Here is a 26,355-nt window from a genome sequence, read left to right as displayed (position 1 = left end):
TCCTTTGTCGCACCCCAACGACATCCCCCATGTCGGCCAATTCAACACGATTCGTGTTGACATGTATCGTGTCGGATGCAATGTTGGGTGAACACAGGGCAGAATTGCACGGCGGACGAACGCCGGCAGCGATACGAGGAGAATAAGCGCCACATGTCCCTCCCCCGAATCAGATCCGATCTTCATGGCCAGGTCGACGAACTCTTCGCCGCCGACTTTCTCCGTTCGACCGACGCGCAGAACCAGATGGCGCTCAAGTGCTTTCTCTCCTCCGCCTATTCCAGTCTGGCTTCGCTCGCCTGGCATCTTGGTGCAGATGGGCATGTCTTCCAGCGTGAAGCCCGGCCCGCGACGGATCTCGTCGACGACGCCTTCTTCGCACTCAATCGCGAGCGTGAGTTCGGCAGCGGCGCGGATGCGAGCCAGGTCCAGCGGCAGCTCGGTACGCACAATCCCCGGCAGCAATTCGGAGGCGCCCTGTGATCCGCGCCGAGACATACGCCGTCATCAATCTCGCTGCCCTCAATCTCATCGAGGCTGTCAGTGCCGCCTACTTCGTCACCGAAAGCCAGGCCATCGCCCGTCACGAGTTTCGCGCTCGCGAAATGCTGAAGAAAATCGCCTTCGCTCTCGGCTACGATCTGGCTGAAGCGGCGGCGCAGGACGATCGGCCGCAACGGAGAGTCGGCGCGGAGTCGCCGCAGGCACGACCGGGTCTCAGGCTTGTATCCGCCGAGCTTGCGGCACCGAACGATGATCGTTGAGGCGCCCGCCTTTACGCTTCAATCGTCGTCGGGAGGGCACGGCCATTTAGCGGGCGCGGCCAGTCCCGACGGCAACTTGGTCGCGCCGTCACCGCAGGTGAGATCGACCTGTTCCTGTGTGAGCCCGGACGCTCTGGAAAGGTCGACGCCCTCTATCCTCGTCAGGAAAAGAAAGGCGCGATCCAGATCGATCGGTCCTTCGAGAACCGCACCGCTCAGCTTGGCGCGCGAAAGATTGGCCATCGCGAAGCGCGTGCCCGTTAGTACGGCCTTGTCGAAATTGGCGCGCCCGAGTTCCGCTTTCTCGAAGTCGGCGCCTGCCAGCCGTGCTCCGCTGAAGTCGGTGCGCTGCAGCTCGGCACTCGCGAAGGATGCATTCTCCGCAGAGATAGCTGAAAAGTTGCCGCGATAGGCCTCCACCCTGCTGAAATTCGCCTTGTCCGCTTTCGCCCTGGCGAGCGAAGCACGAACGAGCGTCGCCTTCTCCAGATTAGCGGACGTGAGATTGGCCCCGCGCAGGTCGGTCATCGTAAAATCGGTGTTGAACAAATTGCTTCCCGGGAGTTCGCTACCACCCAGCATGATCTGCTTTTTGTTGCAGTCCTGCCAGTCCGTGCCCGGTCCCGCAGCGCTCTTGCAATCCGCCGCTGCGGCGACGCCGGCGGCAAGGGCCCACACCGTGATCGCCGCAGCGCAGAACGTTGTACGCGCGCTGCCACCCGTCTTGCCAAGCTTCGTCATATCGCCGCTCCTCGATCGGCTGCGGGCGAAAGATCAGCAGGCCGACACGTGCCGGACTGAACGAACCACCGCGCAGAACTCAACCGGAATTCAAGATGTTAAGGCGAATCCGCCCGTCAGAAAAGAGCGGCAAAGAGCGGCGCCGTCAATAGCCGATCTTCGCCTTCTTCTGATCGGATCGTGATGCCGGTGGCAGGCTTGCCGCCCGGCGGTCAGGCTGGCGGGCGTTCAGGCCTCGACGCCCTGGATGGCAGATACCTGCCAGTCGGCGCCGGGCTTTCGCGCGAACGTCCATATCTCGACGGCGTCTGTCGCCTCATTGGCATTGCCGCTCACGACCCTGCCGGTGGCCCTGTCACGCATCACGTCGATGCTCTCGTAGCGCATGGCCACCGTCGCATATTCGGTACCGTTCTCTCTCCATGCCTCCGCGAGGTCGCCCTGAACGAGGTGAACGTCGCGGACTTCGTTCTTGAGACCCTTTGTTGCGTTGTCGCTTAGCTCTTCCGCGAGGTAGGACATGGCTTCGGGTGTGGTCAGCTGACGCAGCGCCGCATAATCCTCCGCTCCGTAGGCAGCCTGCACATCCTTCAGCATCGCCTCGAAGCGATCGAGATCGTCCTGGCCCACGCTGATTTCATCTGTCTGCACCGGTACCGGTGCGGCGGCGGACGCCCCTGTGGCAGCACCACCCATGGCTTCACCTATCCGCGGAATTCGGAAGGACGGCGCTGCGCCGGCTGCCGCCGAAGAGCGGGCCGAGGCAGCGGGCGCCGAATAGGCCGGACGCTGGTTGCGGCCGAAGAAGCGCATTGCCAGGGAGATCAACAGAACGACGAGGCCGACCTGCAGCAGCAGGCCGAGGAAGCCGATGCCGCCGCCGATGCCATGGCCGAGCAGCATGCCGATCAGACCGCCCATCATGAGACCGCCGAGCATGGATCCGCCGAAACCATTGAAAAAGCCCGGCCGGGCATTGGTCCGGTTCTGGCTGGCCGGATTGGTCGCGGTCGAAGGCTGGGTGCTCTGCCGCGGTGTCATGGTTCTGTCGATCGGCGCGGCCGGTGCCGGTGCCGTCCGAGTGACCGGCGGGGCGGAAAAGGTCCGGCTGCCGCGCGAGCCGAAGCCACCGCCTGCCCGCCTCGCTTCAGCGACGTCGACCACCGTCATCATCGCCGCAACACCGATTGCCGCAATGGCCAGAACACGTCCGAAACGCTGCATTTCCACCCTTCCCTGTCTCTCGACCGCAATCGGTCAATAAGAGGTCATATAGAGCCAGAGGCGCAGGAATTTAAGAGTGCTGCCCCGTCTTTCCTCGTATTCGGTGTGAGCTAACGGTAAACTGTCCACCGATTGAGGCGTTTGGCGCCGTTCCTCCCGATGCCTCGGACGCGGCTACGGCTAGCGCACGGGTCCGATAAAGCCGAGTTCGAGCAACTGCCTGGAACTCGAGAACCGCGTCGAGCACGCATCGGAAAAGTCGAACTCACCGGCCTCCTGAAGATCTTCAAACATCTTGCGGTAGACGGCCGCAGCATCGAAATACTGCCCGTCGGCGACTGCCTGTTCGATCTTTTCCTTGTAGTCGGAGAAGAACTTGAAGTGCAGCAGCACACCGGCGACGGCGGTGAAATTCCTTTCGCAGGGCAACGGCTGATGAATGCTGACGCCGAGGCTGCATTCCCTGTCCCAGAAGATGACAGGATATTTGATGAGTTCGAGCAGATGGGCGAATTTGCGCTTCCGCGGGCCGCCCGTGATGCTGATCGCCCGCTTCGTATAGCTGATCTCGTATCCGGAGCCGTCGAAATGATCGGCGATTTCCCACGGCATGCGGCCATCATCGCTGTCGAGCGTGGCAGCCCCGAGCGGTCCGATCGGATACATGTCGAGCATCGGGGCTGCGAGGCGCTTTTCCCCTTTGCTCTCCAGCGCCCGCAGAAGAGCTTCGAGCGGCCGGTTCTCGCAATCCTCGTAGATCAGGAACTCGTCGGAATCGACATTCAGATACCACCGGTTCCAGCCATAGCGCTCGAACAGAGCCTCTCGCCATTCACGCCCCCTGCGGGCATCGCGATACCGCACCGGCGAGCTCCAAAGGTCCACATCCGCCTGCGCAAGCAGGTAGTCCCGCGTCCCGTCCGACGATACGTCATCGACGCAGATGAAGCGGGTAACGCCGAGCCTTCGGTAGTGCGCGAGAAACGAAGGCAGCAGCTTCCGGTCGTTATGCGTATTGAACACGAGCGGGATGTCGTCTTTGCCGAGCGCCCGCTGCCCGCCCGGCGTCAGGCACGACATCTCGATCGTCCGCTTCCGCTTGCGGACCCGCGCCGTCAGCTTGTAGGTTTCGTAACGGGTAAGAACGCGATCGAATATCCCTCTGCGAACCCGCTCGCTCTCAGCTCGGCGAAAAGGATAGTGAAGTTCTTTCAAGGTCTGCTCCCGATCGACCGCTGCGAGAGGAAGCGTTTATCGGCATCGGTGCGCGAATTCAACTCCGCCGCAACCGCGAAGCTTGCGCCGGTCGAGGGCACAACCGTCGGCCTAGAATGCAAACGGGTGCCGCGGTCGCAGGGTCCGGCTGCCAAGCTTGACGAAGTTCTTGATCTTTCCCGGAATGTGCTCCCGCCGGTCATAGGCAAGAGGCTGTGGCGACTATGCGAAGTCCGCTCGTCAGCTGAGCCCGAGCCATCAGGGCGTAGGCCGAACCATTGCTGCATTCCCAGAGAATTTGAGGTTTTTGGTGGGTGATCACGGGCTCGAACCGTGGACCCGCTGATTAAGAGTAATCTATTTTTCGCTGAACAGCCTGCAAATTAAGTAAAGCCGTTTCCAATTACGTGCGATAACTACACCTGAAAACGCGGAACGTTTCGTGAATTGGAAACCGCAAATTAGGTCTTCTTTGGCTGATCTGCAACAAGAATTTCGAACACTGCCACCTCCGCCCTCTCGCGGCCAGATTCACTCTTGCGGATGTTTGGTATTGGGTTTCTAAGTACAACTTGCGACGGTAAAATGGCGCGCACCATTAAAACGCAGGGTAGTTTTCATCCGCGAGCCTGATAGCTTAATGACGTCGTGAGCGTGACTGAAAGGAATGCCAGGCTCGGTGACTGTCGATGCAGCAGACGACCACGCCGCCCCTCTGGACGACGCCGGCTCAAATGAGCACCGGCCATCCTACCAATCCAACAACGCGCAACAGTGGAGATCGTCATGACCGAAAACGCTAAAACTCCTCCCGCGAAGAAGACAATCCAAGACCCGCCCGAATATTCGGCCGCCTCCGGCCATGGCACGTCTTCCACCTGGTCTGGCCGGGGAAAACCACCAGAGGCAGAATCTCAAGAAAATCTTCGGGGCCACGAGACCCAAGCCGATTATCAACAAAACGGGCAGCAAGTCGTAGTGCCCACCGGAACCGGTGATCAGGCGAAGGAGACGGCAGGTACAAAAGACTGGTTGGGCGGGCCGCAAAACGGAGCCAAAGCGCCTGGCTCCAAGGAGAGTGGTCCGACAGGCTCGGGGAAAGCGCAGGGCGAAGGAGCAAGAAACCCACAAACGGGTGAGTAGCAGCCGACGATGCTGCGACTTCGCCTCCCTACGCCAGCATGAGTGCGAACGCGGTACTGATCGAGTAATCTCACGGTAACGGGGAGTGAAGCGGACACGGCACGATTTCGTGCGGAGTTACGCCTATTCCTCGATACCTTCGGAGAGCTAGAACAATGCCGCCTCGTCCTCTCTCGACCTTATCCCTTTGAACGACGCATGCCGCAGCTTTCCATCGTCGGTCCAGGCGCGATACTCGACCTCGGCGACAAGCACCGGCTCGACAAAGACGGCGGCTTTCCTCCTAAGGGCCACGGCCGGCGACTTCGTCACCATTCCCTCGAGCAGCTTGCGTAACTCTCGCGAAAGCTCGTTTGACCAGCCGGTACCGCAGCCGCCGACGTAGACCAGCTGTCCGTCCTTCCGCGCCGCCAGCAGCAACCGGCCGATATGACCAGGAACGGTCGACGGCTCGTAGCCGACAATCACGAAGCTGTCGCGCCGCTTGCAGGTGATCTTCTGCCACCACTCGCCGCGGCCGGAGCGATAGGGCTTCTCGACGTGCTTGGCGATGATGCCTTCGAGCCCGTGTTCGCACGCGACGCGAAAGAACTCGTCACCATCAGCCTGAACCTCTTCTGAAAGGCGGACGGCCCCTTCCCGGCCAGCGACGAGCGGCTCGAGCAATCGCCGGCGCTCGCGCAGCGGCAGCCGGCGAAGGTCGCGGCCGTCGAGATAAAGGAGGTCGAAGGCATAAAAGACGATCGCACCGGCTTCGACCGCCGACGGCAAGCGGCCAAGCGCCCGCTGCAGCATGCCGAAATCCGAGCGGCCCTGGTCGTCGAGCACGACCGCCTCCCCGTCGAGGATGGCGGTTTTTACGGCCAGGCGCCGAGCGTCGTCAACGATCGTCGGAAAGCGATCGGTCCAATCGTAGCCGCCGCGCGTGAGCACCCTCACCCGGCCCGGCTCGATGTGGACCGCAAGCCGGTAACCGTCCCACTTCACTTCATAGGCCCAGTCCGGCCCCTTCGGCGGCTTGTCGACGAGCGTCGCAAGGCAGGGATCGATGCGCGCCGGCATGGGATCGGTCGGAGGGATATCGCGCGGCTTCTTTGAGGATGCTCTGGCCATTAGCCCATTAACGCACAGGCCCGCAAAAAGCCGAATTGACTCTTTCGGCTTAGAGAACATATTAGGAACATTCAACGGCGATGCGGCGCGCCATTCCATCAATCAGGGGCGAACCAAACGGAAAGGCGCGCACAATGCGAACACTCGAAGATGAAATCGAAAGCGCGATCGCAGTCGATCTCACTGTATTGCCACCTCACCAGAAACGGGCCTATGCCGGCCTTGACCAATATCGCCGTCCCGTCGAGGTGCGCGGCGTCCAGGAACTTGCCAAGGGAATTGCCGAATCCTTCGGTGCCTTTGCGATATTCGACGTCGAGACGGTGCTGCGATCTCCGGCGATCGCGCCTTTCGTTACCCAGACGCTCTACTCGATCCCGCTCGAACTGCGGCGGGCCGCCTGCGATCGCGATCGGCTGAAGGCAGAACGTGCGCGCAAGGAAATGGCGCGGATAATATCGGCGGCACTGCTGGCGCGATACCATTTCGAGCCGCTGAAGCACGTAAGCACCTCCTGTCATCCGAATTGGGAAAAGGCATTCGAGCAGCAGTTTGGCGCCGGCCGAGGGCGCCCAAACCTTGAAGCCCAAACGAGCCGCCATAGCTCTGAAGGACGAGGAGGCGATCCGGATGAGTGACGAACTGGGCGCCAAGCCCCACTACGAGACCGGACCCTATGTCCACTACTGCGAACACCCGGGCTGCACCACATGGGGCAGCTTCGGCTTCGCCGTCGGTCGGGCGGAACCGAACTGGTTCTGCTCAGAGCATAAGCCGGAATGGAAGTCGCGCCATGAGGCACAGTCGCGGCATTGACCTGGAACCTGACACCCGCGGGAGCTATCCGGACGGTATCGGGGAGCTGCGGCTTGCCGATCTCGGTGAGGATCAGATATTGGCGCGCGCTGCGCCGCGTGTGACTTTCGCAATTGGGTGAACCGCTGGGCGATCGCATCGAGGTTCGGCAGCCAGAGCACCCCTGACGAGCTGCAGTCGAAGCTCCGACGTTCGCGCTGCGGAAACAAGAGCAACAATGGTTGGCGGCTCGGCAGGCTTCATCATCGCCGTGGCCTCCGTTCCGTACATCCGTGAAATCCTTGTCGCGTCCTCGGCCTTGCGGGTTCTACCGGGGCGATCGTCTTCTTCTTCCTCAAAGTAATAAGAGATACGAAAATGCCCGACTTCAGATCGATCTGGAGGAAATTAAGAGCCTCCTCACGCGGGACTTCTGCTTTTAACACCCTCAGTTTCTTCGGAGGTATGGTCTCAAGATTGTCCCGGTCGGGGCTCGCTGCTAGGCGCCCGCTCGGGCCAACCAAACAGCTTCTTGAGTCGGCTACGAGTTGATACCACCACCACAGAAACCAGACCACCGACAGCAAGCCAAATCTCCCACGCCTCCTTCACGCTGTTCTTTATCGCCGAAAACGTCTCCATCCAGGTCATGGGCTTGACTTCGACGGTGATTTCTTGGTCGTAGGTATCGATCAGGACCTCGACATCGTCCTTTCCATTCGTCACCACAGCGTAAAGCATCGCGGTCAGCGTCTGGGTACCCTCTAACGAAGCGGTCACCCTCCATTTCCACATGGTCGGATTCCCGAGAGCGATCAATTGCTGACCCGTGGTATATTCTTCGACTTTGAAATTGGCACCTGTCAAACGCGCCACCATTTTATGGGATACCTTTGCATCTGCCGAAAAATGCTGGTCCCCCTTTCGAAAAACTTCGGCAAGCTCCTCCGTGGGCACGCCGACTCCTACGACGGCACTTATCTCCCTTGGTTCACCAACTGTCATTTGCGTCGGCGCATTCAAAGCGACTTTTCCGTCTGGAAGGGATTGAATCGTCTCGCCCAAACTCCGCATCTGCCGGAGCGCGGTGTCCTCTCCTTCCCCATTCATTGTTGGAATGCCAGACAACAAAAGAGATTGAGAAATCAATTGGGTCGGAACTGACAGCAAAACTCTGTCGTCTCCTGAAGCAACCATCATGACTTCCGATGGGTTTCTTGCTTGAAACTCCCTCATCCGCCTAAGGACATTTTCATGCTCTCGGTCAATTTCGAGAGACAGTCTTGCGATCTTCAATTCTTCTTCGAGTTGGCTTGACCTGATCGTGGAATGAACCAGATACACAGAGACGATAATGCTCAGAACGGCAGGCGCGATTATAAAAGCTAATTTTCTAAGGAATCGAACCTGCATTGCCCCAACCCGCTCACCACAACCCCTCTTGAAATATAGTTGAAATCCTGTACCGCAGCAACGAAAGCGATTAGGCAAGAATTTTCGACATTTTCGGTTGGCATTGCCGAGGAATTATTGTGGTGCCGAACAATTCGGCATTCAGCTCCCCCAACCTGTTAGGAAGTGCCCGCGGCCGCACCTGGCGCGGGCACTCTTATTTAGTCGCTGAAAACAGAGGCACATCATGGCCGACGCGCTGAAGATGAAGCAGCTGATCTGGGATTGCCAGAAAGACATCGCCGAATACCTGCCCGACGAAAGCGGCATTTCGGAGCACGAGCTGCTCCAGGCGCTTATCGCCCGTCTGGACGGCCGCCAGGCGAAGGAAGCGCTGGGAGACGATTGGAAGGGCTGGTGGCCGGACGATGATGGCGGGGACGACGACGGCGGCAGCCCCGCTCCTCGGGATCGAGAGATGGCCTGACATAAACAGAGCTGCAGTGAATTTGGAGGCTGATCCGCTGCAGCTCCGATCGCGACGTTAACCTTCCTCCGGGTCGGGCTCTCGCCCTGTTCCATCCAAGGGAACCGCTTCGAACGTCGCTCCGGATATTGTACTCTCAGCGGAAATGGGATCAAGCTCGCACCCGGAAAAACTTGCAAGGAACCGAGCAAATGGCCGAGATCTATCTGTTCCCGAAGACCGCCGAAGAGCAGGAGGCAGAGCGCCAACTGACGGAGGCTATGCACACCTTCAACGCGGCCATTAAGCGAGCTGCGCAATGTGGGTTTGACATTGAACTGAGGCCGGGAACATGGTCGTTCACCAGCTACAGCCGCGCCCCTGTGCCGTACATCAACTTCACGGCCGGCCTTCCTGAACGGCGGAGGCCGCCCGAGTTCGCAGAGATATGAAAGCGTCGAACCAGCGGCTTTCGCGCGCTCAACGTCTCTTCTGATCAGGGAATGGCTCTCGCCCCAAGGCCTTGGCGATTTCCCGATAGTCGCGTCCACCCATCCCGGGTATCCGCAGCATCTCGACTGCGGACAGGTGCTGCATATCTTCGACCACCTCATATCCGCGCTGGTCAAGCTCGGCGAGGAGGTATGGCTTAAGCTTCAAGTCTTAGTTTCGTGCTCATGCGAAGATCAGATCAGGTCAACGCGCATCGCGCAATTGCATGATTATACAACGTCAGCGCCGCAACTGCGCGCCGTCGCGCTGGCTGGCCTCGATCCTCTGCAGGATCTCGCGCATCACACGCGTATCGATGGAAAGGCTGTTGAGCGTGTTCTCGACGGCCTTCATTGACGTCGCCGCTTCGGCAGCCTGCTTCTCCACCGCCGAGATCCGGAGTTCGTGATTGTCGATCTGCCGGAGGGAGACTTCGGCAGCCGTCAGGCGCTTGTCGAGGCGATCGATGGAATTGGCCTGCGAATCCTGGTTGGCGTTCACCCTCTCCCAAGTCGCGCCCCACGCTATGAGGCCGCCGGCAAAGCCGAACAGGATCACCAGGGTGTTGAGGTTATATTCAAACCTCCATTTCGGAGTTGCGACCATCTTTTCGGTTTCCTGTGTTTCAGCCAATGCCCTGCCCCTCGAAATGCAACGCTGGATGGTTACTGCTGCGCCGCGTCGTGGCGGGCGCATTCGCTCTGGCTCCAGGCGCGGGCGCCGCATAGCCCCGCGACTGTTTCGTCGATCTTGTCCTGATCGGCCGGCGTTGCGCCTCGGGCGCCGATCAGGGACGTTCCCACGACTGCCCTAGCCGCCTGGTTGAGGCGGTCTTTCGACGCAGAGACCTGATGCGTTGACGTACAGCCGGCCGCGCTCAATGCACAGGCGACGGTTAAAGCGAGCGCGATCAGCTTCATCTCGCAGTTCTCCGATTGCTTTGTTGGTTGCGGAATCCAGTTCGGCGCGTTCGAGCTTCCGGCCCTCCTCCTTCGCCGCAGGGATGATCCAGAGCGCGTTGACCATCTGCATGCCGAAAAAGACGAGGACGCCGCCGGCAACGGCGCCGGCGGCCAGAGAGAGGCGGCTGAACATCACGCCATCCCCTCGACTTGTTTCGCCACCGCCTGCCGATCGGCGCTCTTCCTCCAATAGAGGAAGCCGGCGATTGCTCCGAACGCGACGAGGATCAGGAGGAGGTTTTGCCAAGGTATCCCGCCGATCGCGGTGAGCAGCGAAGCGCCGCCGCCGATGACAGACGGCGTGATCACCTCTTTCGACTTCCACCAAGGAGCATCGAGGCTGGGCGGCGTGACAGGAACCGGGACTGGCTTCTCCTCGGTCACCGGCGCCGCCTTTACCTCCGGCCGTGCCGCTTCGCCCGGGGTGAGCGCCACAAGCGCCGTATGCATCGCGGCGCGTGTTTTCGGTCCGACGTCACCGTCGACCTGAAGACGCTGGTCGGCCTGAAACTGCAGGACGTTGTCTCCGCGGTAGCCAAGGAGAACGAGCGAGATGCGGGCGAGCCGGTCGAAGCGGTCGGCCAAGCCGTTCTTGCCGCCGTTGATCTTCTTCGTGATGGTCTCCGCGTCGCCCTCATCGGCCCAGCGGTTTAGGTCGCGCGTATCCCAGTAGAACAGAGGCACCAGGCCTTCCCAGGGATCGGAATTGACCGCGTCCGGATCCTTGACGAAGTCCGGGCAGTCGAGGCCAGCGGCGCGGCACCAGTCTCGGAACTGGCGATAGTTGTGCTTGCCGGTCAGCTGCATTCCGGTTCGGCCGCGGTAGAGATAGCCGTCGCCATCCTTCTCGGGCGTGTTGCCGAGATCGGTTCTGGTATCATAGCGCTGCTGCGCCGGCGTCGGGCCCCAGATCTCGCGATCGTAGCGGAAGTCGCCGCTCTCATGCATGAGCTGGGCGAAATACTGGGCGAGCCGGTGCGGCCGATCCATACCGAAGCGGTCGCCGTGCCTGTCCAGCGCCAGAAGCACGGACGCGAGGTTGCTCTCGTTCACCTTGCCCTTTGCGGCAGCGCGAACGTGCTGAGCGGTGATAGCGCTCATTGAAGTCTCCTGATTGTCATTGGTGAAAGGTCGGGGGGGCTAAGCCACGCTGTTTAATGGCGACGGGCGGTGGTCCGGCTTAAACTGGCATTGGTCGCGTGCGCCTTTACAATGCGGCCAGGAAGCTCGTCATTGGGCGCAGACCCTCACGGGCTTTACGTTGGATCGATGGAAACGGACTTGAGCATGGACGATAGCGAAGCGAAAAGCGCCGGAACGCTGCTACTAGAGGGGCACCAATTCACCCTCGGAGGAAATCTCTAAGTCACCTTTGATCTCGCCATCGCCCTCTAGGAGGTCTGGGTGGCAGTGTTCAAACGCATCTAAGTCAGCGACAAAAATAGGCGCAGACACCGCAATATTCTTGCCGCGAAGTGGAACGTTCACAGCGCATAGCAATTGGATCTGCCTTTCCTCTGCGTTGACGTACGCATTGATCGGCAGCACGTCACCATCCTCCATGATCACCTTGGTTCTGTGCATGACAGAGATAGCGAAGAGCTGGATCAAATGGGACAGCGTATTCCGGTGTTGGCGAACTTCTTCCCTAGTCAGCAGGCCGTAGCTCTTTAGCGTATCGAGAAACCCTTCGGTCAAGACTTTGGGCTCGAAGGCAGGTTTCGAAACAATAAGCGAGACCACGCACTTAAGAACCGCGAATTCCTTGTCAGTCCAATCGGGCGGCATCTGCCATGTGTTGTCGGGATTTGGGACGAGGCGGTCAGCCAGTGAGCAGAGAGTTTTATGGGCAGCCTTCAACGACAGCCCTGCTCGTTTCTCGAAAGCGGTGTGGCCGATGCGGTTCGCCGCGACCTTCAGATAATCCCTCGTCGCTGGCGGTAAACTGTTGCCATCCACATTTCTTGGCTCGCTCCCCGATTGTTTTTCGAAGAGAGGCATGTGAAACCGCATTTGGAGGCACCATTCCCGCGCAGACCGAACCGTTACGCCACGATCGCGATCAAGGTGGTGTGCAGTAAAGTGGCCGATGTCCGCTACGACCTCGCGACCATCGCAGTGATCGCGGGCGAAAAGGAAGAGGGTCATAAGATCTTGCGGGCGAATGTCGCCGGAGAGAAGGCGCTCAACCCTCTTTCTCAATTTCTGGTCGGCCATTCATACCTCGCGTCGTGAATCGGACTTGAACGACCTTCGTAGATTAGCTCTGGTTACGCAACGGTACCGTGATGATCAACTCTTGCGCGCGTCAGTGCCTTTCCCGATACCGGTCGTCTCAAACGCTCGGCCAGTGAAACACCGGCAGCTCCGCGATGAACTCTTCGACCCTCGGCTGCGCGCGCTACCCGGCCGTCACGTTCGCCAGCTCGACCGTGGAATAGGTCCACACCGCCGACCGCCAGGCGAACAACGCTGAGCGGTGATGGCACTCATCGGTTTCTCCTGATTGGAATGATTGAGAGTTTGCTTCGCCCGAATGGGCGAATGGAGACTGACGGCGCATTGTGGTAACGCCGCGCAGCCGTCCTGCCGTCTCGCAGCGACGGGGCGGTTAGAGGCCTGGCGCCTGCCTCCTGCGACCGGGCCTCGCCCGGAGTTCGTCTGACACAGGCAAGCGCAAAGCCGCCCTCATCCCCCGAACAAGAGTTCGAGGGCGACGGGAAGAGTTTCCCGAGCCATTGTCACCTTGCTGTTTGGGAGGATGTGTCTGCCCTAGGGCAATAAAAAACCCACCCCAAAGCGGGGTTTCATTTCTCGATTGGCTTCTATTTAATTGCGAAAGTAGCCAATGGTATTTTAGCTGGAAGTTGAGTAGCCCATTAGTACACACGCATTGGGTTGCAGCGCCGGGCACTTCTGCGCTACTGTGCGGTCGCGATGAATATTTCCCTCGCACCTCAACAAGAGACCAGAGCTTACCCTCCGATGAACGAATGTTACCGCCCCGTCGCTACAGGCGACAAAACACTGACCGATCAGATTTCGGGGCAAGCCCAAGATTCTCTTGCGGAACAACTCGCTACAATTCGGGCGGAGAGCATCAGAGATGCCATCCTCAACGCGGAAGCGCGTAGAATGCTGGAGCAGAGGATCGCTGATCTAACGCACGAGCTTCAAAGAAGCCGGCAGCAGATCTCCGACTACCGGAGCCAAAAGCGAGAACTGCAAGAGCGGCTAAGAAAGGCTTCGATTCGGCTTCGCGAGAAACCAACGCCTAAAGGCCTGCTGTCGCGGCTATTCAGCCGGCCCAAGCCTGCGGAAAAAGCTCGATCCTTGTCGTCACCCCTACCAGTTCCACAACGGGCCGATAGCGGACCACAACTAAACTCCTACGATGTGATCGCCAGCCTCGGTTCGTGGTGCGGCCCCGCTTTCAACATCCGCGAATACTACAAGACGACGAAGGCAACACCCTTCGATTGGTGGATCTCCGACTATGATGCGGCCATCAAAGTTCTTGACGACGATTTTGCGAACATTATGCGGCTGGAGAACCTCGAAATTCTGGACGGCGCCTATCCTCGGGAAACCGTCCGATGCCGGCACTACGGCATTCGGCACCACCACGACTTCAAGCGGGAAGGCGATCATGGGACAGGTGACGGCTACCACTCGGCGAGCCCGATCATTGATGATCTGGCCTCACAGATAGAGAACGTGCAGCAAAAAACTCAGTTCATTCTAAACAGGTTCAGAAAAAACACGCGCGGCGCCGATGTTCTGATGGTCAGGGCGGAGCCACATGCGTATCCCGACAAAGAGGAAATGGCATTAAAGCTCTACGAAGCATTCGCCAGGTGTTTCAATCCACGCAAACTCGACCTCCTAATCATCACGAACGAGGAGCAATCAGCTAAGATTATCGATGCGAGCCGAGGGACGATTATCGTTGAACCGCTTGGCCCTCATCTCGAGCCCGTAACAGATCCATTCTGCCAGAAAAACTACAGAGCGATCTTTGACAAGATTGGAGCGGTCGTCTCGCCGAACAGGTAGTTACAAATCTGATCTGGCACTCGTGGATATGAGGACTCAACCATCGATCGACCCTGGACTATTCATCGGCACTGTGTAGTTTCGACGTTTGCAAGATCTAACAGATGGCGGCTGAGCACACGCCGAGGACAGATGGCTCCATGAAATTATCTGATCACCACCTCCAAGAGGCCCTTGGAATAAACGCATACTTCGTGCACAGGGACCGCTTCGGCGACCTCTTCGAGGAAATTACATTCGCCATTTACACAGCAGTTCTGGGGAACGGTGATTGCGCAGTGGACTGCGGCGTCAACAAAGGCGACCATACACGGGCGCTGATGCGAGCATGCGGGCTGAACGGCCATGTCTTCGCATTCGAAGCCGCGCCGCAGATGATGGAAATTGCCAAGAAGAATAATCCACTACGTGAGACCATCAGCTTTATAGACAAGGCGGTCTGGCATCGATCCGAAGAAGTGATGACATTCAACTTCTATCCTTTAGAGCACGGCCTGTCGTCACTCGCCGTGCGGGCGCAAGGTAGCGAGCACATTCCAATCGAAGTCACGACAACGACCTTGGACGATGCTGTCGATAGACATGTTTCGCTGATCAAGCTCGACATTGAAGGCGCGGAATATCATGCGCTAAAGGGGGCCGAACGCATCATGACGGAAGATCGCCCGGTGATCGTCTTCGAAAATGGCAGGCAAACGTCTGCTGAGCTATTCGGCTACACGCAAGACGAGTTTTTCGAATTGTTCCACAGTCGCGGCTACTTCCTATACACCATCGCTGGAATGCCCTTTACCCCCGATATGTGGGACACGACGATGCCGTGGCAGTTCCTGGCCCTTCATCCTCTCTCTCCGCGGACCCCAAAAGTCTTCCATGCGTGTCAGGCGTTCCACATGAGGCTGTTCAGCAATCATCGCTGATGCCGGACATGCGCTGCCATGCCGCTTTCGACCGCTGCGCGGGGCCGATACGTTCTCAACATCTTTCGATCTATGGCTGCTGGACTAATCGACGGCGATGTGTAGTTTCGGCGGAACATTTACCGTCTGAATGGGAGGAACCATCGGTGAAGGTTTCGAATCTGATAGAGATCCTTAGATCGGTCGATCAAGACGCCGAGGTCATGATGCCCAGCGGACTGGTGGCTCTGCAGCCATTGGATGAAAAAAAATTCAGAACTGCATTGTCGACGCCTTCCAAGAATGTTGTCGGAATAGGTGAAAGCGAGACCCAATGGTCTGAGCCGACGAAGTTATTTGTCTTGGGCTAAGTCACCACAATTGGAGCCTGAATGGGCTCCCCCCCAAGAAGCACAGCCAAAGACAAGAGAGAATGATGGAAACGCGTACATTCCGTGCCTACAAAACTCTGTATGAGGTTCAGGGGAACCCCTCTGATGCATACTTCAAAGCACTCCCAGACCATGACCTGGGAGGGTTAGCTAACTTTCTGAGCCGCATCATCAAGACCCGCCACGTGAAGACTTGTCTCGATATCGGAGCGAACATTGGCCTTGCCAGTCTTATAATGGCCGAACTGGCTCCAGCTTCGAAGATCATGAGCTTTGAGCCATCCCCGAGGACATTTGATCACCTGAGCGCTAACATCGGCCGCAATCACGGTTGGGCGCAAATATCTCCTCAGCCATTTGCAGTAGGCAGTGAATCCAAGACGATCAAATTCTTCTTCGACGACAATATGTCCCACGCCAATCATATCGTAATCGATGGTTCCGGCACCGATGTAGAAATGAAGAGCATCGACGACTTCGTATATGGTGCCGCTCTGGACAGCGTCGATTTCATGAAGGTCGACGTTGAAGGCTTCGAGCTTCAGGTGTTCCAAGGAGCCCTTCAGACAATCTTGAAGCATCGCCCGACGATTATTTTTGAATTCAACGAATATGCGATCGTCGAAAACGCAAAATTGGACCCGGTCGATTGTCTCCGCGGGATCATCGAATTTGTCGGCCCTCTCGCAGTCGTTAATCCCGCTAACGGTGAGGCTACGCCCCTCCCCGCAGGGGCTAATGCTGCGATTTCTGCATTGCGCAGCATGATGCGTTCCGGCGACGATATTTTCGATCTCGTCAACCAAGTCGCGTAGGGTGGTGCCGTTAAGGCACCACCTTCAAGACGTTCCCTGCGGCGCTATCGCGCCAAATAGCACCGGACCCAAGGCCCGCCGATGATGTCGGAAGTAACGTAGGGGCAATCACGACGTTGCCGAGGGCCGCGGCGCTCATGAAAATATACCGCAGACCGGTGCTATCCTTGTAGACCTCGCCAACTGTCCAGTTGCCGCTATTCCCGAAGGTGACAATCTCGTCGCATGCGCCCGTGAAGCGGACGAAATATTGCAGGAGTGCGGTGTTGTTGTTAACGCTGTTGGACATGACAGAAATGCCCTTGGCGTCACCTTCAAAATAGATCGCTTCCTCCACCACCGTTGCGTCGGCAGTACCGACGACGTTCTTGAAATCGTTGCCGATGATGTTGATTCCACGGTGATGAGCGGCTTGAAAGAGAATCGTCTGACGCGCCATGTACCAAAACTGGTTCGCCATGATCATGACGCCGTTCACGGTGCCAGGACCGCTCGTCCGGAATGCATGCTTTGCCCCAGCCAGGTAGCCGCCGTAGATGCGAACCCCATCTACGATCGCGTTATTGCCCGCGTAGATAAGCATTTGCGTATAGTCGGCCTCCCCGTTTGACCCGTCGAGAGCGGACCCGTCGTAGACGATTTCCCCGCAACCAGAGTTGTCCTGGGCTTGGATGAAAACGCTACTCTGACCACGGTAACCGTTGATATTCCGCATGATAACTTGGCGGATGCCCTGCGTGCCGGCTGCATCAATCTGGAGGTTAAACGAATCCGGAAGGTTCGGTCCATCAACTCCGGCAGGCGGGTAATCGAAGACGAAATCCTCTAGAAAGACCTCGCCGCAAAACAGGTCGTTGCGGGAACGGATAACCATGTTGCTTCTGTTTGCCTGCGTCTGGCTGGCGCGGCACCTTTTGAAAACAACGTTTCTGGCGTTCGTATAGTTGAAATTTGTATTGAAATATTCAGCACGGACATTTTCAACCAGACGATAGCCAAGGCCGGACAGAGTGTCATCGTCCTCCCCGAGTTTTAGTCCAGTTCCCTCGTTTACGGCACTAAGGTGCCCGTTAACTTTTTCTAGGCAGAAGTCGCGAAGTTCAAAATCAGAAACGTTGGTGAGGGAACCGCGCAACACGTGAAGGCAAATGCCAGCGTGGGTACTCCAAAACCGCGTACCATCAATCTCAGTGCCGGCCCCAATAAACCTGATACCATGGTGCTCATCTATCGGCACCTGCACCGTGCTGCCCAAGAGAAATTGGCCGGAAAGAGCCTTGAAGGTGCTTCGCCACTTGTTCACCCGATCGTCAAGGCTTGAATTGGCCAAGGCATTGATCGCCCTTTGGAGCATCGGGGCGCAATCGGCCCCCGTTCCCGTGCTGGCATTGTAGTTATTGACCATGCCGAAATGGGCAGTTGTCGCATACGTCAGACCCTTTACAGCACCCGTACCGCGCCAAATGTGGTCGTCATCGTAAGCCGAGACGATGCCCCGAACGTAGAGTTCCGCCGCAGCATCTACCGTGAAATAAGCACCGCGCTCGAAATCCAGTACCATGTCGACAGGCGTCGAATAGTTGGCTGTGATGCTGTAGGTCGAGCGCTTGCTAATTTTCAGGCACAGTGTTCCGTGCGCCGCTGCTCGATCGATAGCCGCCGTCCCATCGCCAAACATCAAATCAGACGGCCAATCCTCATCAAGGGCAAACCAGTAGCCATCGGCGCTCTGGAACTTGGCCGGCGACGTTGGCTCGACATTGCCCGGCTGCGCAACTTTCACGTAATGCGCTGGAGCGACCGCGGACGCGCTGGACCATTTGTTCACGATCACAGTGCTGAAGGCCACGAGGTTGAAGGTTGCCGCCGTGTCCCGGCTGTTGAAGATCGGAACGCTGCCCTGCGCAACGGTGTCTCCAGCAGCGTCAAGCGCGATGTCGCGTGCCGCTTCGGCCGCCGCTTCAGCCGCCTCCGCAGCAGCCTGCGCAGCCACTGCGGCATCACGCGCCGCGTACAGTTTCGCAGCAATGGTTTCATCGCTGAACAGACGGAAGGTGCTGCCAGATACAACGCCGAGTAGGATCATGCCCGACTGAAGGCCGCCGACTTCGACGTCCTCACCGCTGTTACTCTTGATCGTCAACGCAGAGCCGCCGTTGAAGCTGACCGTGACCGGAGTTGTGGTGTTCGTATCCGCAACGTTCATCCAGATCAGCGCGGAGCCGCTGACCGGAATGGCGGTCGTCGCCTGAATGGCGTTTGGCGTGCCGGCGCCGGCATCGGATGCGATGATGAAACTGAAGGGCAGATCGCTGCGCCGCGTCCAAGAACCCGTTCCCGAGGCGCCTACTTTGCCGTAGACGCCATTGTTCGCAGCAACGGGATCTCCAATGACCCACGCCATGCTGTTGGCAGCCTTCGACAAATCTGCATCGAGTGCCGTCTTGCTGGAATAGATCAGGCCGCCGGACGAGGTAAATGCCGTGATGATCCCTTCGACCCACGCCCCCCACGCGCGGATTTGTTCCTTCTTCGGCTCATACGGATCAGACGAAGGACCGTCGGCCCAAATGTTTGCGGCAAGTTCGACCATGATTTTTCCCATGCGAAAACGCCCCGAGTTGAACCGGGGCCGTGGACAGGTTTGCGACTTAGGGGTGTCAGGAGACGGTGAATGGCCCGGTCGGGACCGGATCGCCCGGAACATTTGACGGATTTACCGACACGACAAAGCCGTAGCGAGTGCCCGCCGAGATGCCGGTAAGGCGATAGTGATTGACGACATCGGGGCCGCTGTACTTCGTTCCGAAAAGCGTGGCGTCGGTGAAGGAGTTTACGGTGTTCCAATAGGCGCGAGCGCCCTCGTAGGTTTCATCATTCGGGGAAGTCCATTGGAAGACAGCCTCGCCTGGGTTCACGCTCCCTGTCGCGCTTACGTCCGTCACCTCTTCAGGAGGATTCGGATAAGCCGTCGAGGTAACTGTCTCCGTTACCGACCAATTGGAATACCTTCTGTTGGATGCGATGAATGCGACTTGGATGTCCAAGACTTCATCGACGGGGACATTCCCTGTGGAAAGATTGATATATCCTCCCGAAGGATTCGCGCTTGGGTTCCGCTGCTCCACCCATGCACCGGGAGTTCCCAATCCGTCTGCGTCAGCCACCCTGTAGCGAACGACCGGCGTATAGCTACCGTCCTCTGGGTCGATGACCACGACTCGGATGTAGACACTACCGCCGTTCGCCTTTGCCTGAATGAGGTTGACAACGGGCGTCGAGATCTCCGAGGCGTTCGGCGCGGGCGGTACCGGCGGCTGCTGCCCCTCTTCCGTCGCCGGGTTCCAGTCGTCGATGCCGTCGGGATGCTCGATGAAGTCCATCGTGAAGCCGCCCTTTGTGAGGGCGACGATGGAGCGGCGGTTTTCGATCAGTTTCCCGTCCAGCTTCGGCAGCCGCTTGGGCGTATCGAGCCGGACCCACCGCGCATAGACGGCATTGATGCCGGAGAGCCGGACGTCGAGGCTGCCCTTGACCTCCTGGCGCTGGCGCAGCCAATCCCGCTTGCCGAGGCGACGAGCTTGCCGCCACTGGTGGCACCACTCGTAGGTGCCCTCCATGGTCAGGACGCGGCCGGCGGCGATTTGCGCGTCCGTGTCCTCGAAGAAGTCGGTATCGCAGCTCGTGTAGTTCGTCGCCGGATAGGTGAATTTCGGGACGAGGCGGTTGCACTCGTCCTCGAAGAGAACACCGTATTGAACGTTGTGGCCGACGATATCGGCATCGGTCAGCGTGGCGGTCCTGCTTTCGCGGAACTTTCCGACGGTCAGAATGCGGGCACCGTCGCCGCGGGCGACCAGGTGGCCGTCGCAGGTGGCGAGGATGGCGTTCAGGCCAGACTTCGGGCCGTTCTCGGTCGTATCCCAGCCATTGCACTGATACCGCTTCTCGGTTCCGCCGCCGGCGAGAGGAATGTCCTCGTCGCAGATATCCGCGTCCTCTTTCCAGAGGTCGAGGACTGGTAGCAGCGCCTTCCGGTAGTCGAGACCGAATCCGAACTCGTTGAAGCAGAGATGCCAAGCCAAGATGATGGCCGCATTGCGGGTCCACGTCCATGTGCTCTGATCTGCCGGATCCTGCGCCGGGTCACGGAAGTCCCAGCAATAGGCTCCATCGATCTCAACAGAAGGCGACGGCGCCCCGTAAGGAAACGCCGTCTGCTGATCCTGCGCGTCTGCATTGTGCGCCCGCATGGCGAGCGACGCCTGGCCGTCTCCGCGGTGATCGTTGGTCCAGATGCCATCCGCGCCCAGTGCGGAGACGAGCTCGGCATAGGGCGTTTCGGGGTTCGCGCCGAGGCGGGTGTACAGCCTGACGTTCGCGGAGCCCGCGCCGTACCGGCCGCCCGTCGTCAGCGGCTGAACGACGTTGTCGACGACCGTCACCTCATCATCGTTCAGATAGAACCGGTTGAACGACTTGATGCGGTGGCCGGCGATGGCCTGCACCGAATATAGGTTGGAGCCCTTCGCCTCCCACATCATGCGGGCGCCGGCAACGCGGGTGCGGCCGACGGCATAGATCCGATACGGTATCGCCTGGTTGAGCGGCGCCCTTCCGTCTTCCGGCTTCGGCGGCTTCGGTGCTTGTGCCAGAAGCGCCTGCAGCCCGATCGAGATCGCCGTCGTTGCGATTGCCGACGCGAGCGAAGCGTAAGTGATCGTCGATGCGCCGATTGCGAAGCCGCCGGTCCCCAGCACAGCCGTGAAGATCGGCGTAAAGATCGGATCAAACAGAACTTCGCTGTAAAGCGACGTCGTGCAGCCCAGCCCATAGCGCTGCAGCATCATGCGGTGATGGAAACTCATTCGTTTCGATCTCCATCCGGCGCGCGCCAGGCTGCAACGTGATCAAGTTTCTTGGCGATGACGCCGGATGGCGCCAGCAGGGCCCAGAGAGGCCCGAAACGGACGGCGCAGACTTCCTTGACCCCGGCCATTCCGGAAGGCGCGAGCACGACGCCGACGTCGCCATCGAGCGGATCTTCGGTGCGGATGAAGCCGAGGGGCTCAAGCGCCGCCGCGGCGAACGCCACGAGGCCGCCGGCCCGGGCCAGAATGTCGTGAGCGCCTTCGGCCGTGCTGTATGTGCCGCGATAAGCCGCCGCGGGATCTACGCCGACGCTTTCGCGCAGCCAAGTCCCGCAGAAGGTCGTGCAATCATCGCCAGCAACCCCGCCCCACCGGAACTGGTGCGGCAGGCTAAGAAATTCCTGCAAGGTCATGGCAGTCCTTAGAAATTCGGCCAGACTGGCTGAACGCCCCTGGCAAGCCGGCTGACGCCGTCGCAGAACTTATCGGTTGGCGAAATCGCCTTCTGATGCGGAGACGACCAGACCGACCGCGCGCCACGGGAACGGGTCGCCTCGCCCGTCACGACGGCAAGAGAAAGCGTGATGCTCGGGCTGTCGCCCTCCTCGACTGGTGGGCTCACCTCCCCGGTGTGAGAGGCGGTCCCGGTCCAGATCGGGATAATGCTGCTCATCGGCTGGAAATACCGATCGAGCGTCGTCAGGCCCATCTGGACTGCCGCGCCGCGCACTGGCGGCAGGCTGTCGAGCATCTTCGCCGATGTTGTCGGGTCGAGCCCGGAAAGAGTGAACTCGACGCTGTCGGCGGTACCGTTGACCAGCACCTCGAGCGTTGGCACGCCGATCAGACGGCCGCCACCAAGATAGACCGTCCCTGTCGGGTCGATGCTGTCGAAGTTGGCCGGGATGTCATTGATACCGAACCAGAGATGCAAGGCAGGATCCGTGTCGACCCTGAGGAAGATGCCAAGCTGATGGCTGCCGCGCATCTCCTCGATGATGTGTGCGGGGACGAACTCCATCAGAACGCCTCCGTGAACCGAAGCGTCGGCCGGGACTCGTAAAAGCCAGAGTAGTCCCAGGGCAACGTGAAGCCGCGCGGGAATTTCATGCAACAGATCGGGCGCGCGAGCTCGACGCGGGTGCCGGCCGTTACCGCCTCGCGCAGAGGCGGGGCGATGGCGAGGGTATAGACCGGGTTGACCTCATTGGTCTTTGAGATCACCTCCCAATACCGGTAAGCGCGCCAGCCCTTTGTTGGATGATAGATCGAGAACCAATCCGACCAGCGCAGCGGCCGTGCGGCGCCGTAGACACGCATTTTCAGGATCCCGGCTCCGAGGCCCGCCGCTTCGGTCACCTCGCCGTAAACAGCCGCCTGGCTGTAGCCCGACCCGTCCGAAAAGAACGATCCGTCGGAATGGGGTATGCCCTTGATGATCGGCCGCTTCTTGCCGTCGATGACCGGAAATGGTCCGATCCCGTCATTGATGATGGGGACGTTGAAGAAGCGATAGCCGCCGTTCCCTCGTGCCCCGAGCCAGTTGATCACCTCGTGACGCTCGGTGTCGTCTCCAAGCAAGACGCATTCCTCATACGTCGCAGTAACGATGCCGCCGCCGCTGGTCTCAATGCTGATGGATTCGCCGATGCCGTTGACGCCTCCGTCGAGCGCCGACCCGGGATTGTCGAAACTCGCCCGAGTCGGCCGTAGATACATGATCGGTACGGTGGGCTGACCGGTGTAAATTGCCATCCATCAGCCTTTCTGTGCAACGAAGCGCTTCTGCGTTTCCCCGAAGCCGACCCGGCGCTGCTGTTCGTTGTATTGCGCGAAGTTGTTGGCGCTGACCTGCGAGGCAGCGCCGCGCGCGATGTTTTCAACCTTCGCCTGCCAGTTACCGTCTTGATCGACATAAACGCGGACGCCGGCGATACCGCCGCCGCCGTGCCCGCCGCCGTTCCGATTGGTATTGGCGGCCTTGAGCTGGTGGTTAGGGATGACCTTTTCGCCACCGCGGAACCGCACGACCTCCGGCCCCTCTTCGCCAACGATCGCCATGCCCGCGCGCGCGGATGCCGTGCCATCGGCATAGAGACCAATTCCGCCCGCTTTCGCTTTTGCGAGCTGCCCACCGCCGAAGATCCCGCCGAGGATGCTACCCAGCAGCCCACCGCCGCCGTTTGCTGGCGCGAACAGACTGTTGAGGGCCTGATCGAGCAGCTTGTCGGCGATCTTATCGAGGGCGTTCACGGCAGCATTGGCAAACGACTTCCACAAGCCCTCGCCGTTCTTCAAGCCCGATTTAACATCGGAGATAAAGCCCTTCGTGATGTCCTTGGCGAACCCCATTGCCTCTTCGGCCTGCTTCATGGCTTCTTTGGCGGTATCGAACCCCTTAGCGGTGTCCTCTCCCGCCTTCTTGCCGGAGCCCCCAGCCTTCCCCGCTGCAGCCTCGACGTTGGTTAGTCCAGCAGCAACCTCCTTCAACTTCGCCGCTGCAGTGGATGCGCCCTGAGAGATCGCAGTGCCCATGTCGCCGAGGTAGTCTCGGCTGAGCGCTGCCCCGACCGCCGTGTTTCGCGCGTCCACAGCGCCTGAAAGGTCACTCGCGAAGCTGTTTTCGATCATACCGACGGACATGTCGCCGATATTCGGGATCGATGCGCCCTCGCCCATCCCGAATGGCAGAGAACCGAGCATCCCGTTGATCTCTGCAATGAACCCGTTCAACAACGCAGTCGCCTTGCCGATCATGGCGTTCATGCCGCCGATGACTGCGTTTGCCGCTCCGACGATCGCCGCTCCCATGATGTTGGGAAGCTGGGCCCAGACGAACTTGATGTCCTCGAAGGCGGCTACAAATGAGCCGATGATAAGGTTCACGCCGGTCTTGGCGGTCTCGACGATATCGACGCCGAATATCTGGGCCAACTCCTCCCGGAAGATGTTGGCGGCGACCACGGCGGCAGTGATGCCGGCCACGAAGGCGACAGCCGGGTTTGCTGCGGCAAACGAGGCCGCGAGGCCGAGAGCGGCGACGGAAAGACGCCCAAGCAGAGCGATGAGGTTGATGACCCCGCCAATCACCGCCGGCGCGTAGATAAGCGCAAGCCCAGCGGCAGCCATAGCAGCATAGGGGGCGATCGTCTGCAGAACGGATGCAAGACCGTTCAATGCCGAAGCCGCCAAAGCCGGCCAATCCACCATCTGCAGTCCAGCCGCCGAAAGACCCACAATGGCAATCGTGGCAAGGCTGACGGGAGACAGGACCGTGAGGAAGGCTTGCCCGAGTGCCTGGACTGCGCCTGCGGCCCCCATTGGCCCCAGAACCGCGCTGATCTGCGTACCCTGCTGTAGGGCGATCTGCAGCGGGCTCATCGCCATCGCCGAAGTCACAGCGATATCTTGGAACTGGGCCGCGAGGTTCCCGACGTTCATTGATGCGGCCGTCATGCCTCGCACGTTCTGGTTTGCCGCTGCGGCGTGCATCTTCAGTGCGCCGGCTGCCTTGGTGGCGGCGGCGCTCTCACGGTTGAGTGCGGCTGCGGCACTGTCGGCTCCAGCGGATACGGACGCCGCAGCGGCCCCCGCGTTCTTTGTGGCGCCGGATACGCCAGCAGCAGCCGCCTCCGCGCGCTTGGCAGCGTTCGTGAGATGGTCAAGGGACTTCGCGCCCTTTTCAACGCCAGAGCTGTCTACGGCAATGCCAAGGGTCGCTACGTCGGCCATAGCATCCTCCGTTACTTGTCGGCTTCCGCCCGCTTGCGCTGTTCTTCGTGCTCGTCGGCGACGGCATTGAGAAACGCCGTGTCCATCTGCATCAGGATCAACACCTCTTCACGCAGCAGGAGCGTCCCGGTCATTCGCGACCAGGTTTCGACGTCCTGATAAGTGAGAGGCTGGGGGCCGTTCATGCCCTGGTGGCGATGTCCCGACAGGTGCCAGAACCATTCCCACAGGTGTTCGCCGTCTTCCGGCGGCTCGATATCAGGATTGAGATGCCCTTGACCGAACCGATCGTTCATTTCGCGGCGGGATAGCGTTTCCTTTACCCCGCCCATGCCCCGGAGTTCATATCCGGGAGTGTCGTATTTGACGATGAGGGCGACGGTCGCCGCCAGTTCATCGCCTAGCTGCCGAAAAAAGCCGCTTCGTCTCCGAGTGCGCTGTCGATCTGCTTCGCGATGGCGGGCACGGAGAGCAGCTTACGCTTGTTCGCATCGTTGCAGGCCGGCTTCTTGTCGTCGCCGAGCATGGCATCACCGGAGAACGTCCAAGACACGATTGCGGCCGACAGGAGAGCAATCGTGTTGTCTTCGATCTTCTCTGCCGTGACAGTGTTCCGGCCGCCGCGAAGCGCCTTGTTCTTCAGGGCGCGCTCCACGGCCTTTACCGCATCGCTTTCGAGGCTCTGGAGCTCGACCGACACGCCGAGGGGAGCGCCGGTCGCCGGGTGCTTCAGGTCAATGGTGATCGTGTTTGGGTTGAGGGAAAGCAGGTCCATTGATCACCTTACGGGGTTTCGACAGGGGCAACGAAGATCGGGCGCTGATCGGTGAAGGCGACCGTGTAGGACTCCCGAATGAAATCGTCCGTGCCGCCGCCGAGCAGTTGCGGACCGGAAACCGGGCCGGCGGCGTACATGATCGTGTTCGACCAGGACGGCGTCGGGGCGTCGGCATATTCGACCTTGATCGCGTAGTTGAATTTGGTGGCCGCAGCGGCGCGGATTGCGATTTGGCCGGGATCGTCAAAGATGCGGGCAACTTCGATCGCCAATTCGCCGGCATCCTCGACCCCTTTGGCCTTAGACATGACCTCAGTATCGAGCGTGTTGTAATTGATGATGTTCGGGGCGGCGCCATAGTCGCCCAGATTGCCCACGCTCGTGATCTCCGTGAAGGTTAGAGCGCCGAAGCCGGCCGCATTGAGTGGCAGCGTAACGGCCGCCGTGCTGATGTAGACTTTCGCCCCCGCAAGGGTCGTCTTCAAGCCTGCCATTGTTCGGATCC

At 59.5% G+C, this 26,355-nt stretch carries 29 protein-coding genes and 2 pseudogenes; 10 read left to right on the top strand and 21 right to left on the bottom strand.

Annotated features, from left to right (window positions below):
- The first annotated feature begins 153 nt into the window (after positions 1–153).
- Entirely contained in the window at positions 154–483 is a 330-nt protein-coding gene (locus tag CN933_RS03265) for a hypothetical protein (protein ID WP_018095321.1), read from the top strand.
- Positions 480–764: a hypothetical protein gene (locus CN933_RS03260; protein WP_102761292.1), complete on the top strand. Its 285-nt coding sequence runs from the start codon at positions 480–482 to the stop codon at positions 762–764. Before CN933_RS03265 ends, CN933_RS03260 begins: the two co-directional genes overlap by 4 nt.
- An 18-nt stretch (positions 765–782) precedes the next feature.
- Here the strand turns inward: CN933_RS03260 and CN933_RS03255 are convergent, their stop codons facing one another.
- From CN933_RS03255 to CN933_RS32320, 4 genes and pseudogenes are all read right to left on the bottom strand, one after another.
- Positions 783–1,505: a pentapeptide repeat-containing protein gene (locus tag CN933_RS03255; RefSeq protein ID WP_018095322.1), complete on the bottom strand. Its 723-nt coding sequence runs from the start codon at positions 1,503–1,505 to the stop codon at positions 783–785.
- A 228-nt stretch (positions 1,506–1,733) separates the two neighbouring features.
- Complete coding sequence (locus CN933_RS03250; RefSeq protein ID WP_018095323.1) at positions 1,734–2,729, bottom strand: Tim44 domain-containing protein; 996 nt, start codon at positions 2,727–2,729, stop codon at positions 1,734–1,736.
- Positions 2,730–2,909: 180 nt separating this feature from the next.
- Positions 2,910–3,809, bottom strand: coding sequence for a glycosyltransferase family 2 protein (locus CN933_RS03245; protein ID WP_080636511.1), 900 nt, complete (start codon positions 3,807–3,809; stop codon positions 2,910–2,912).
- A gap of 246 nt (positions 3,810–4,055) precedes the next feature.
- Positions 4,056–4,151 (bottom strand): annotated as a pseudogene (locus CN933_RS32320) (Stf0 family sulfotransferase); the annotation flags it as partial.
- Positions 4,152–4,730: 579 nt separating this feature from the next.
- Here CN933_RS32320 and CN933_RS03235 point away from each other — a divergent pair.
- Positions 4,731–5,087 carry a hypothetical protein gene (locus CN933_RS03235; protein ID WP_102761291.1) on the top strand — a complete coding sequence of 119 codons (357 nt, stop codon included), beginning with the start codon at positions 4,731–4,733 and terminating at the stop codon, positions 5,085–5,087.
- 147 nt (positions 5,088–5,234) lie between these two features.
- Here CN933_RS03235 and ligD read toward each other — a convergent pair whose 3' ends face one another.
- Positions 5,235–6,200, bottom strand: coding sequence for a non-homologous end-joining DNA ligase (gene ligD, locus CN933_RS03230; protein WP_180980691.1), 966 nt, complete (start codon positions 6,198–6,200; stop codon positions 5,235–5,237).
- Positions 6,201–6,334: 134 nt separating this feature from the next.
- Between ligD and CN933_RS03225 the strand changes: the two genes are divergently transcribed.
- A complete protein-coding gene (locus CN933_RS03225) occupies positions 6,335–6,838 on the top strand; it encodes a hypothetical protein (protein ID WP_102761289.1) in 504 nt (167 codons plus the stop codon).
- Positions 6,831–7,016 carry an EsV-1-7 cysteine-rich motif-containing protein gene (locus tag CN933_RS03220; RefSeq protein WP_102761288.1) on the top strand — a complete coding sequence of 62 codons (186 nt, stop codon included), beginning with the start codon at positions 6,831–6,833 and terminating at the stop codon, positions 7,014–7,016. Before CN933_RS03225 ends, CN933_RS03220 begins: the two co-directional genes overlap by 8 nt.
- 450 nt (positions 7,017–7,466) lie before the next feature.
- Here the strand turns inward: CN933_RS03220 and CN933_RS03210 are convergent, their stop codons facing one another.
- Complete coding sequence (locus tag CN933_RS03210) at positions 7,467–8,408, bottom strand: hypothetical protein (RefSeq protein WP_102761287.1); 942 nt, start codon at positions 8,406–8,408, stop codon at positions 7,467–7,469.
- A 226-nt stretch (positions 8,409–8,634) separates the two neighbouring features.
- On the opposite strand from CN933_RS03210, the gene CN933_RS03205 reads away from it, so the two are divergent.
- Both CN933_RS03205 and CN933_RS03200 read left to right on the top strand, forming a co-directional pair.
- Positions 8,635–8,874 (top strand): hypothetical protein, encoded by a 240-nt coding sequence (locus tag CN933_RS03205; RefSeq protein ID WP_102761286.1) that lies wholly within the window; start codon positions 8,635–8,637, stop codon positions 8,872–8,874.
- Positions 8,875–9,065: 191 nt separating this feature from the next.
- Positions 9,066–9,305, top strand: a complete 240-nt coding sequence (locus CN933_RS03200) for a hypothetical protein (RefSeq protein ID WP_102761285.1) — start codon at positions 9,066–9,068, stop codon at positions 9,303–9,305.
- A 28-nt stretch (positions 9,306–9,333) separates the two neighbouring features.
- On the opposite strand, the pseudogene CN933_RS32315 reads toward CN933_RS03200, so the two are convergent.
- The 6 genes and pseudogenes from CN933_RS32315 to CN933_RS03170 all read right to left on the bottom strand — a co-directional run bounded on the left by CN933_RS32315 (position 9,334) and on the right by CN933_RS03170 (position 12,524).
- Positions 9,334–9,532: pseudogene (locus tag CN933_RS32315) on the bottom strand (hypothetical protein).
- Between the two features lie 53 nt (positions 9,533–9,585).
- Positions 9,586–9,951 (bottom strand): hypothetical protein, encoded by a 366-nt coding sequence (locus tag CN933_RS03190; protein WP_003528213.1) that lies wholly within the window; start codon positions 9,949–9,951, stop codon positions 9,586–9,588.
- A gap of 59 nt (positions 9,952–10,010) precedes the next feature.
- Positions 10,011–10,265 (bottom strand): hypothetical protein, encoded by a 255-nt coding sequence (locus CN933_RS03185; RefSeq protein WP_102761283.1) that lies wholly within the window; start codon positions 10,263–10,265, stop codon positions 10,011–10,013.
- Complete coding sequence (locus CN933_RS03180) at positions 10,156–10,440, bottom strand: hypothetical protein (RefSeq protein WP_102761282.1); 285 nt, start codon at positions 10,438–10,440, stop codon at positions 10,156–10,158. The genes CN933_RS03185 and CN933_RS03180 overlap by 110 nt, the downstream gene beginning before the upstream one ends.
- Positions 10,440–11,408, bottom strand: a complete 969-nt coding sequence (locus tag CN933_RS03175) for a chitinase (RefSeq protein ID WP_102761281.1) — start codon at positions 11,406–11,408, stop codon at positions 10,440–10,442. The genes CN933_RS03180 and CN933_RS03175 overlap by 1 nt, the downstream gene beginning before the upstream one ends.
- A 225-nt stretch (positions 11,409–11,633) precedes the next feature.
- Positions 11,634–12,524 (bottom strand): hypothetical protein, encoded by an 891-nt coding sequence (locus tag CN933_RS03170; RefSeq protein WP_146032655.1) that lies wholly within the window; start codon positions 12,522–12,524, stop codon positions 11,634–11,636.
- Positions 12,525–13,244: 720 nt separating this feature from the next.
- Here CN933_RS03170 and CN933_RS03160 point away from each other — a divergent pair.
- From CN933_RS03160 to CN933_RS03145, 3 genes are all read left to right on the top strand, one after another.
- Positions 13,245–14,363 (top strand): DUF1796 family putative cysteine peptidase, encoded by a 1,119-nt coding sequence (locus tag CN933_RS03160; protein WP_146032654.1) that lies wholly within the window; start codon positions 13,245–13,247, stop codon positions 14,361–14,363.
- Between the two features lie 140 nt (positions 14,364–14,503).
- Entirely contained in the window at positions 14,504–15,283 is a 780-nt protein-coding gene (locus CN933_RS03155; RefSeq protein WP_102761329.1) for an FkbM family methyltransferase, read from the top strand.
- Between the two features lie 415 nt (positions 15,284–15,698).
- On the top strand, positions 15,699–16,469 hold the full coding sequence (locus tag CN933_RS03145; protein ID WP_180980690.1) for an FkbM family methyltransferase: 771 nt from the start codon (positions 15,699–15,701) through the stop codon (positions 16,467–16,469).
- 10 nt (positions 16,470–16,479) lie between these two features.
- Here CN933_RS03145 and CN933_RS31450 read toward each other — a convergent pair whose 3' ends face one another.
- The 9 genes from CN933_RS31450 to CN933_RS03100 all read right to left on the bottom strand — a co-directional run bounded on the left by CN933_RS31450 (position 16,480) and on the right by CN933_RS03100 (position 26,344).
- Positions 16,480–19,062, bottom strand: coding sequence for a hypothetical protein (locus tag CN933_RS31450; protein ID WP_180980689.1), 2,583 nt, complete (start codon positions 19,060–19,062; stop codon positions 16,480–16,482).
- Between the two features lie 67 nt (positions 19,063–19,129).
- Entirely contained in the window at positions 19,130–21,337 is a 2,208-nt protein-coding gene (locus tag CN933_RS03135; RefSeq protein WP_102761275.1) for a phage tail protein, read from the bottom strand.
- Positions 21,334–21,753: a DUF6950 family protein gene (locus CN933_RS03130; protein WP_102761274.1), complete on the bottom strand. Its 420-nt coding sequence runs from the start codon at positions 21,751–21,753 to the stop codon at positions 21,334–21,336. Before CN933_RS03130 ends, CN933_RS03135 begins: the two co-directional genes overlap by 4 nt.
- Positions 21,754–21,761: 8 nt before the next feature.
- Positions 21,762–22,361: a hypothetical protein gene (locus tag CN933_RS03125; RefSeq protein ID WP_102761273.1), complete on the bottom strand. Its 600-nt coding sequence runs from the start codon at positions 22,359–22,361 to the stop codon at positions 21,762–21,764.
- Positions 22,361–23,095: a hypothetical protein gene (locus CN933_RS03120; protein ID WP_102761272.1), complete on the bottom strand. Its 735-nt coding sequence runs from the start codon at positions 23,093–23,095 to the stop codon at positions 22,361–22,363. The genes CN933_RS03125 and CN933_RS03120 overlap by 1 nt, the downstream gene beginning before the upstream one ends.
- 3 nt (positions 23,096–23,098) lie before the next feature.
- Positions 23,099–25,072: a phage tail length tape measure family protein gene (locus CN933_RS03115; RefSeq protein ID WP_210204013.1), complete on the bottom strand. Its 1,974-nt coding sequence runs from the start codon at positions 25,070–25,072 to the stop codon at positions 23,099–23,101.
- A gap of 11 nt (positions 25,073–25,083) precedes the next feature.
- A complete protein-coding gene (locus tag CN933_RS03110) occupies positions 25,084–25,404 on the bottom strand; it encodes a phage tail assembly chaperone (RefSeq protein ID WP_127520912.1) in 321 nt (106 codons plus the stop codon).
- A 68-nt stretch (positions 25,405–25,472) separates the two neighbouring features.
- Positions 25,473–25,847: a hypothetical protein gene (locus CN933_RS03105; RefSeq protein ID WP_102761270.1), complete on the bottom strand. Its 375-nt coding sequence runs from the start codon at positions 25,845–25,847 to the stop codon at positions 25,473–25,475.
- Positions 25,848–25,855: 8 nt separating this feature from the next.
- Positions 25,856–26,344, bottom strand: coding sequence for a hypothetical protein (locus CN933_RS03100; RefSeq protein ID WP_088217708.1), 489 nt, complete (start codon positions 26,342–26,344; stop codon positions 25,856–25,858).
- Positions 26,345–26,355: the final 11 nt, after the last annotated feature.

It is taken from the genome of Sinorhizobium sp. M4_45, assembly GCF_002885915.1.
Taxonomy (GTDB): Bacteria; Pseudomonadota; Alphaproteobacteria; order Rhizobiales; family Rhizobiaceae; genus Sinorhizobium; species Sinorhizobium meliloti_A.
The sequence above is the reverse complement of the archived record's forward strand: the minus strand, read 5'-3'. Positions and strand labels throughout refer to the sequence as shown.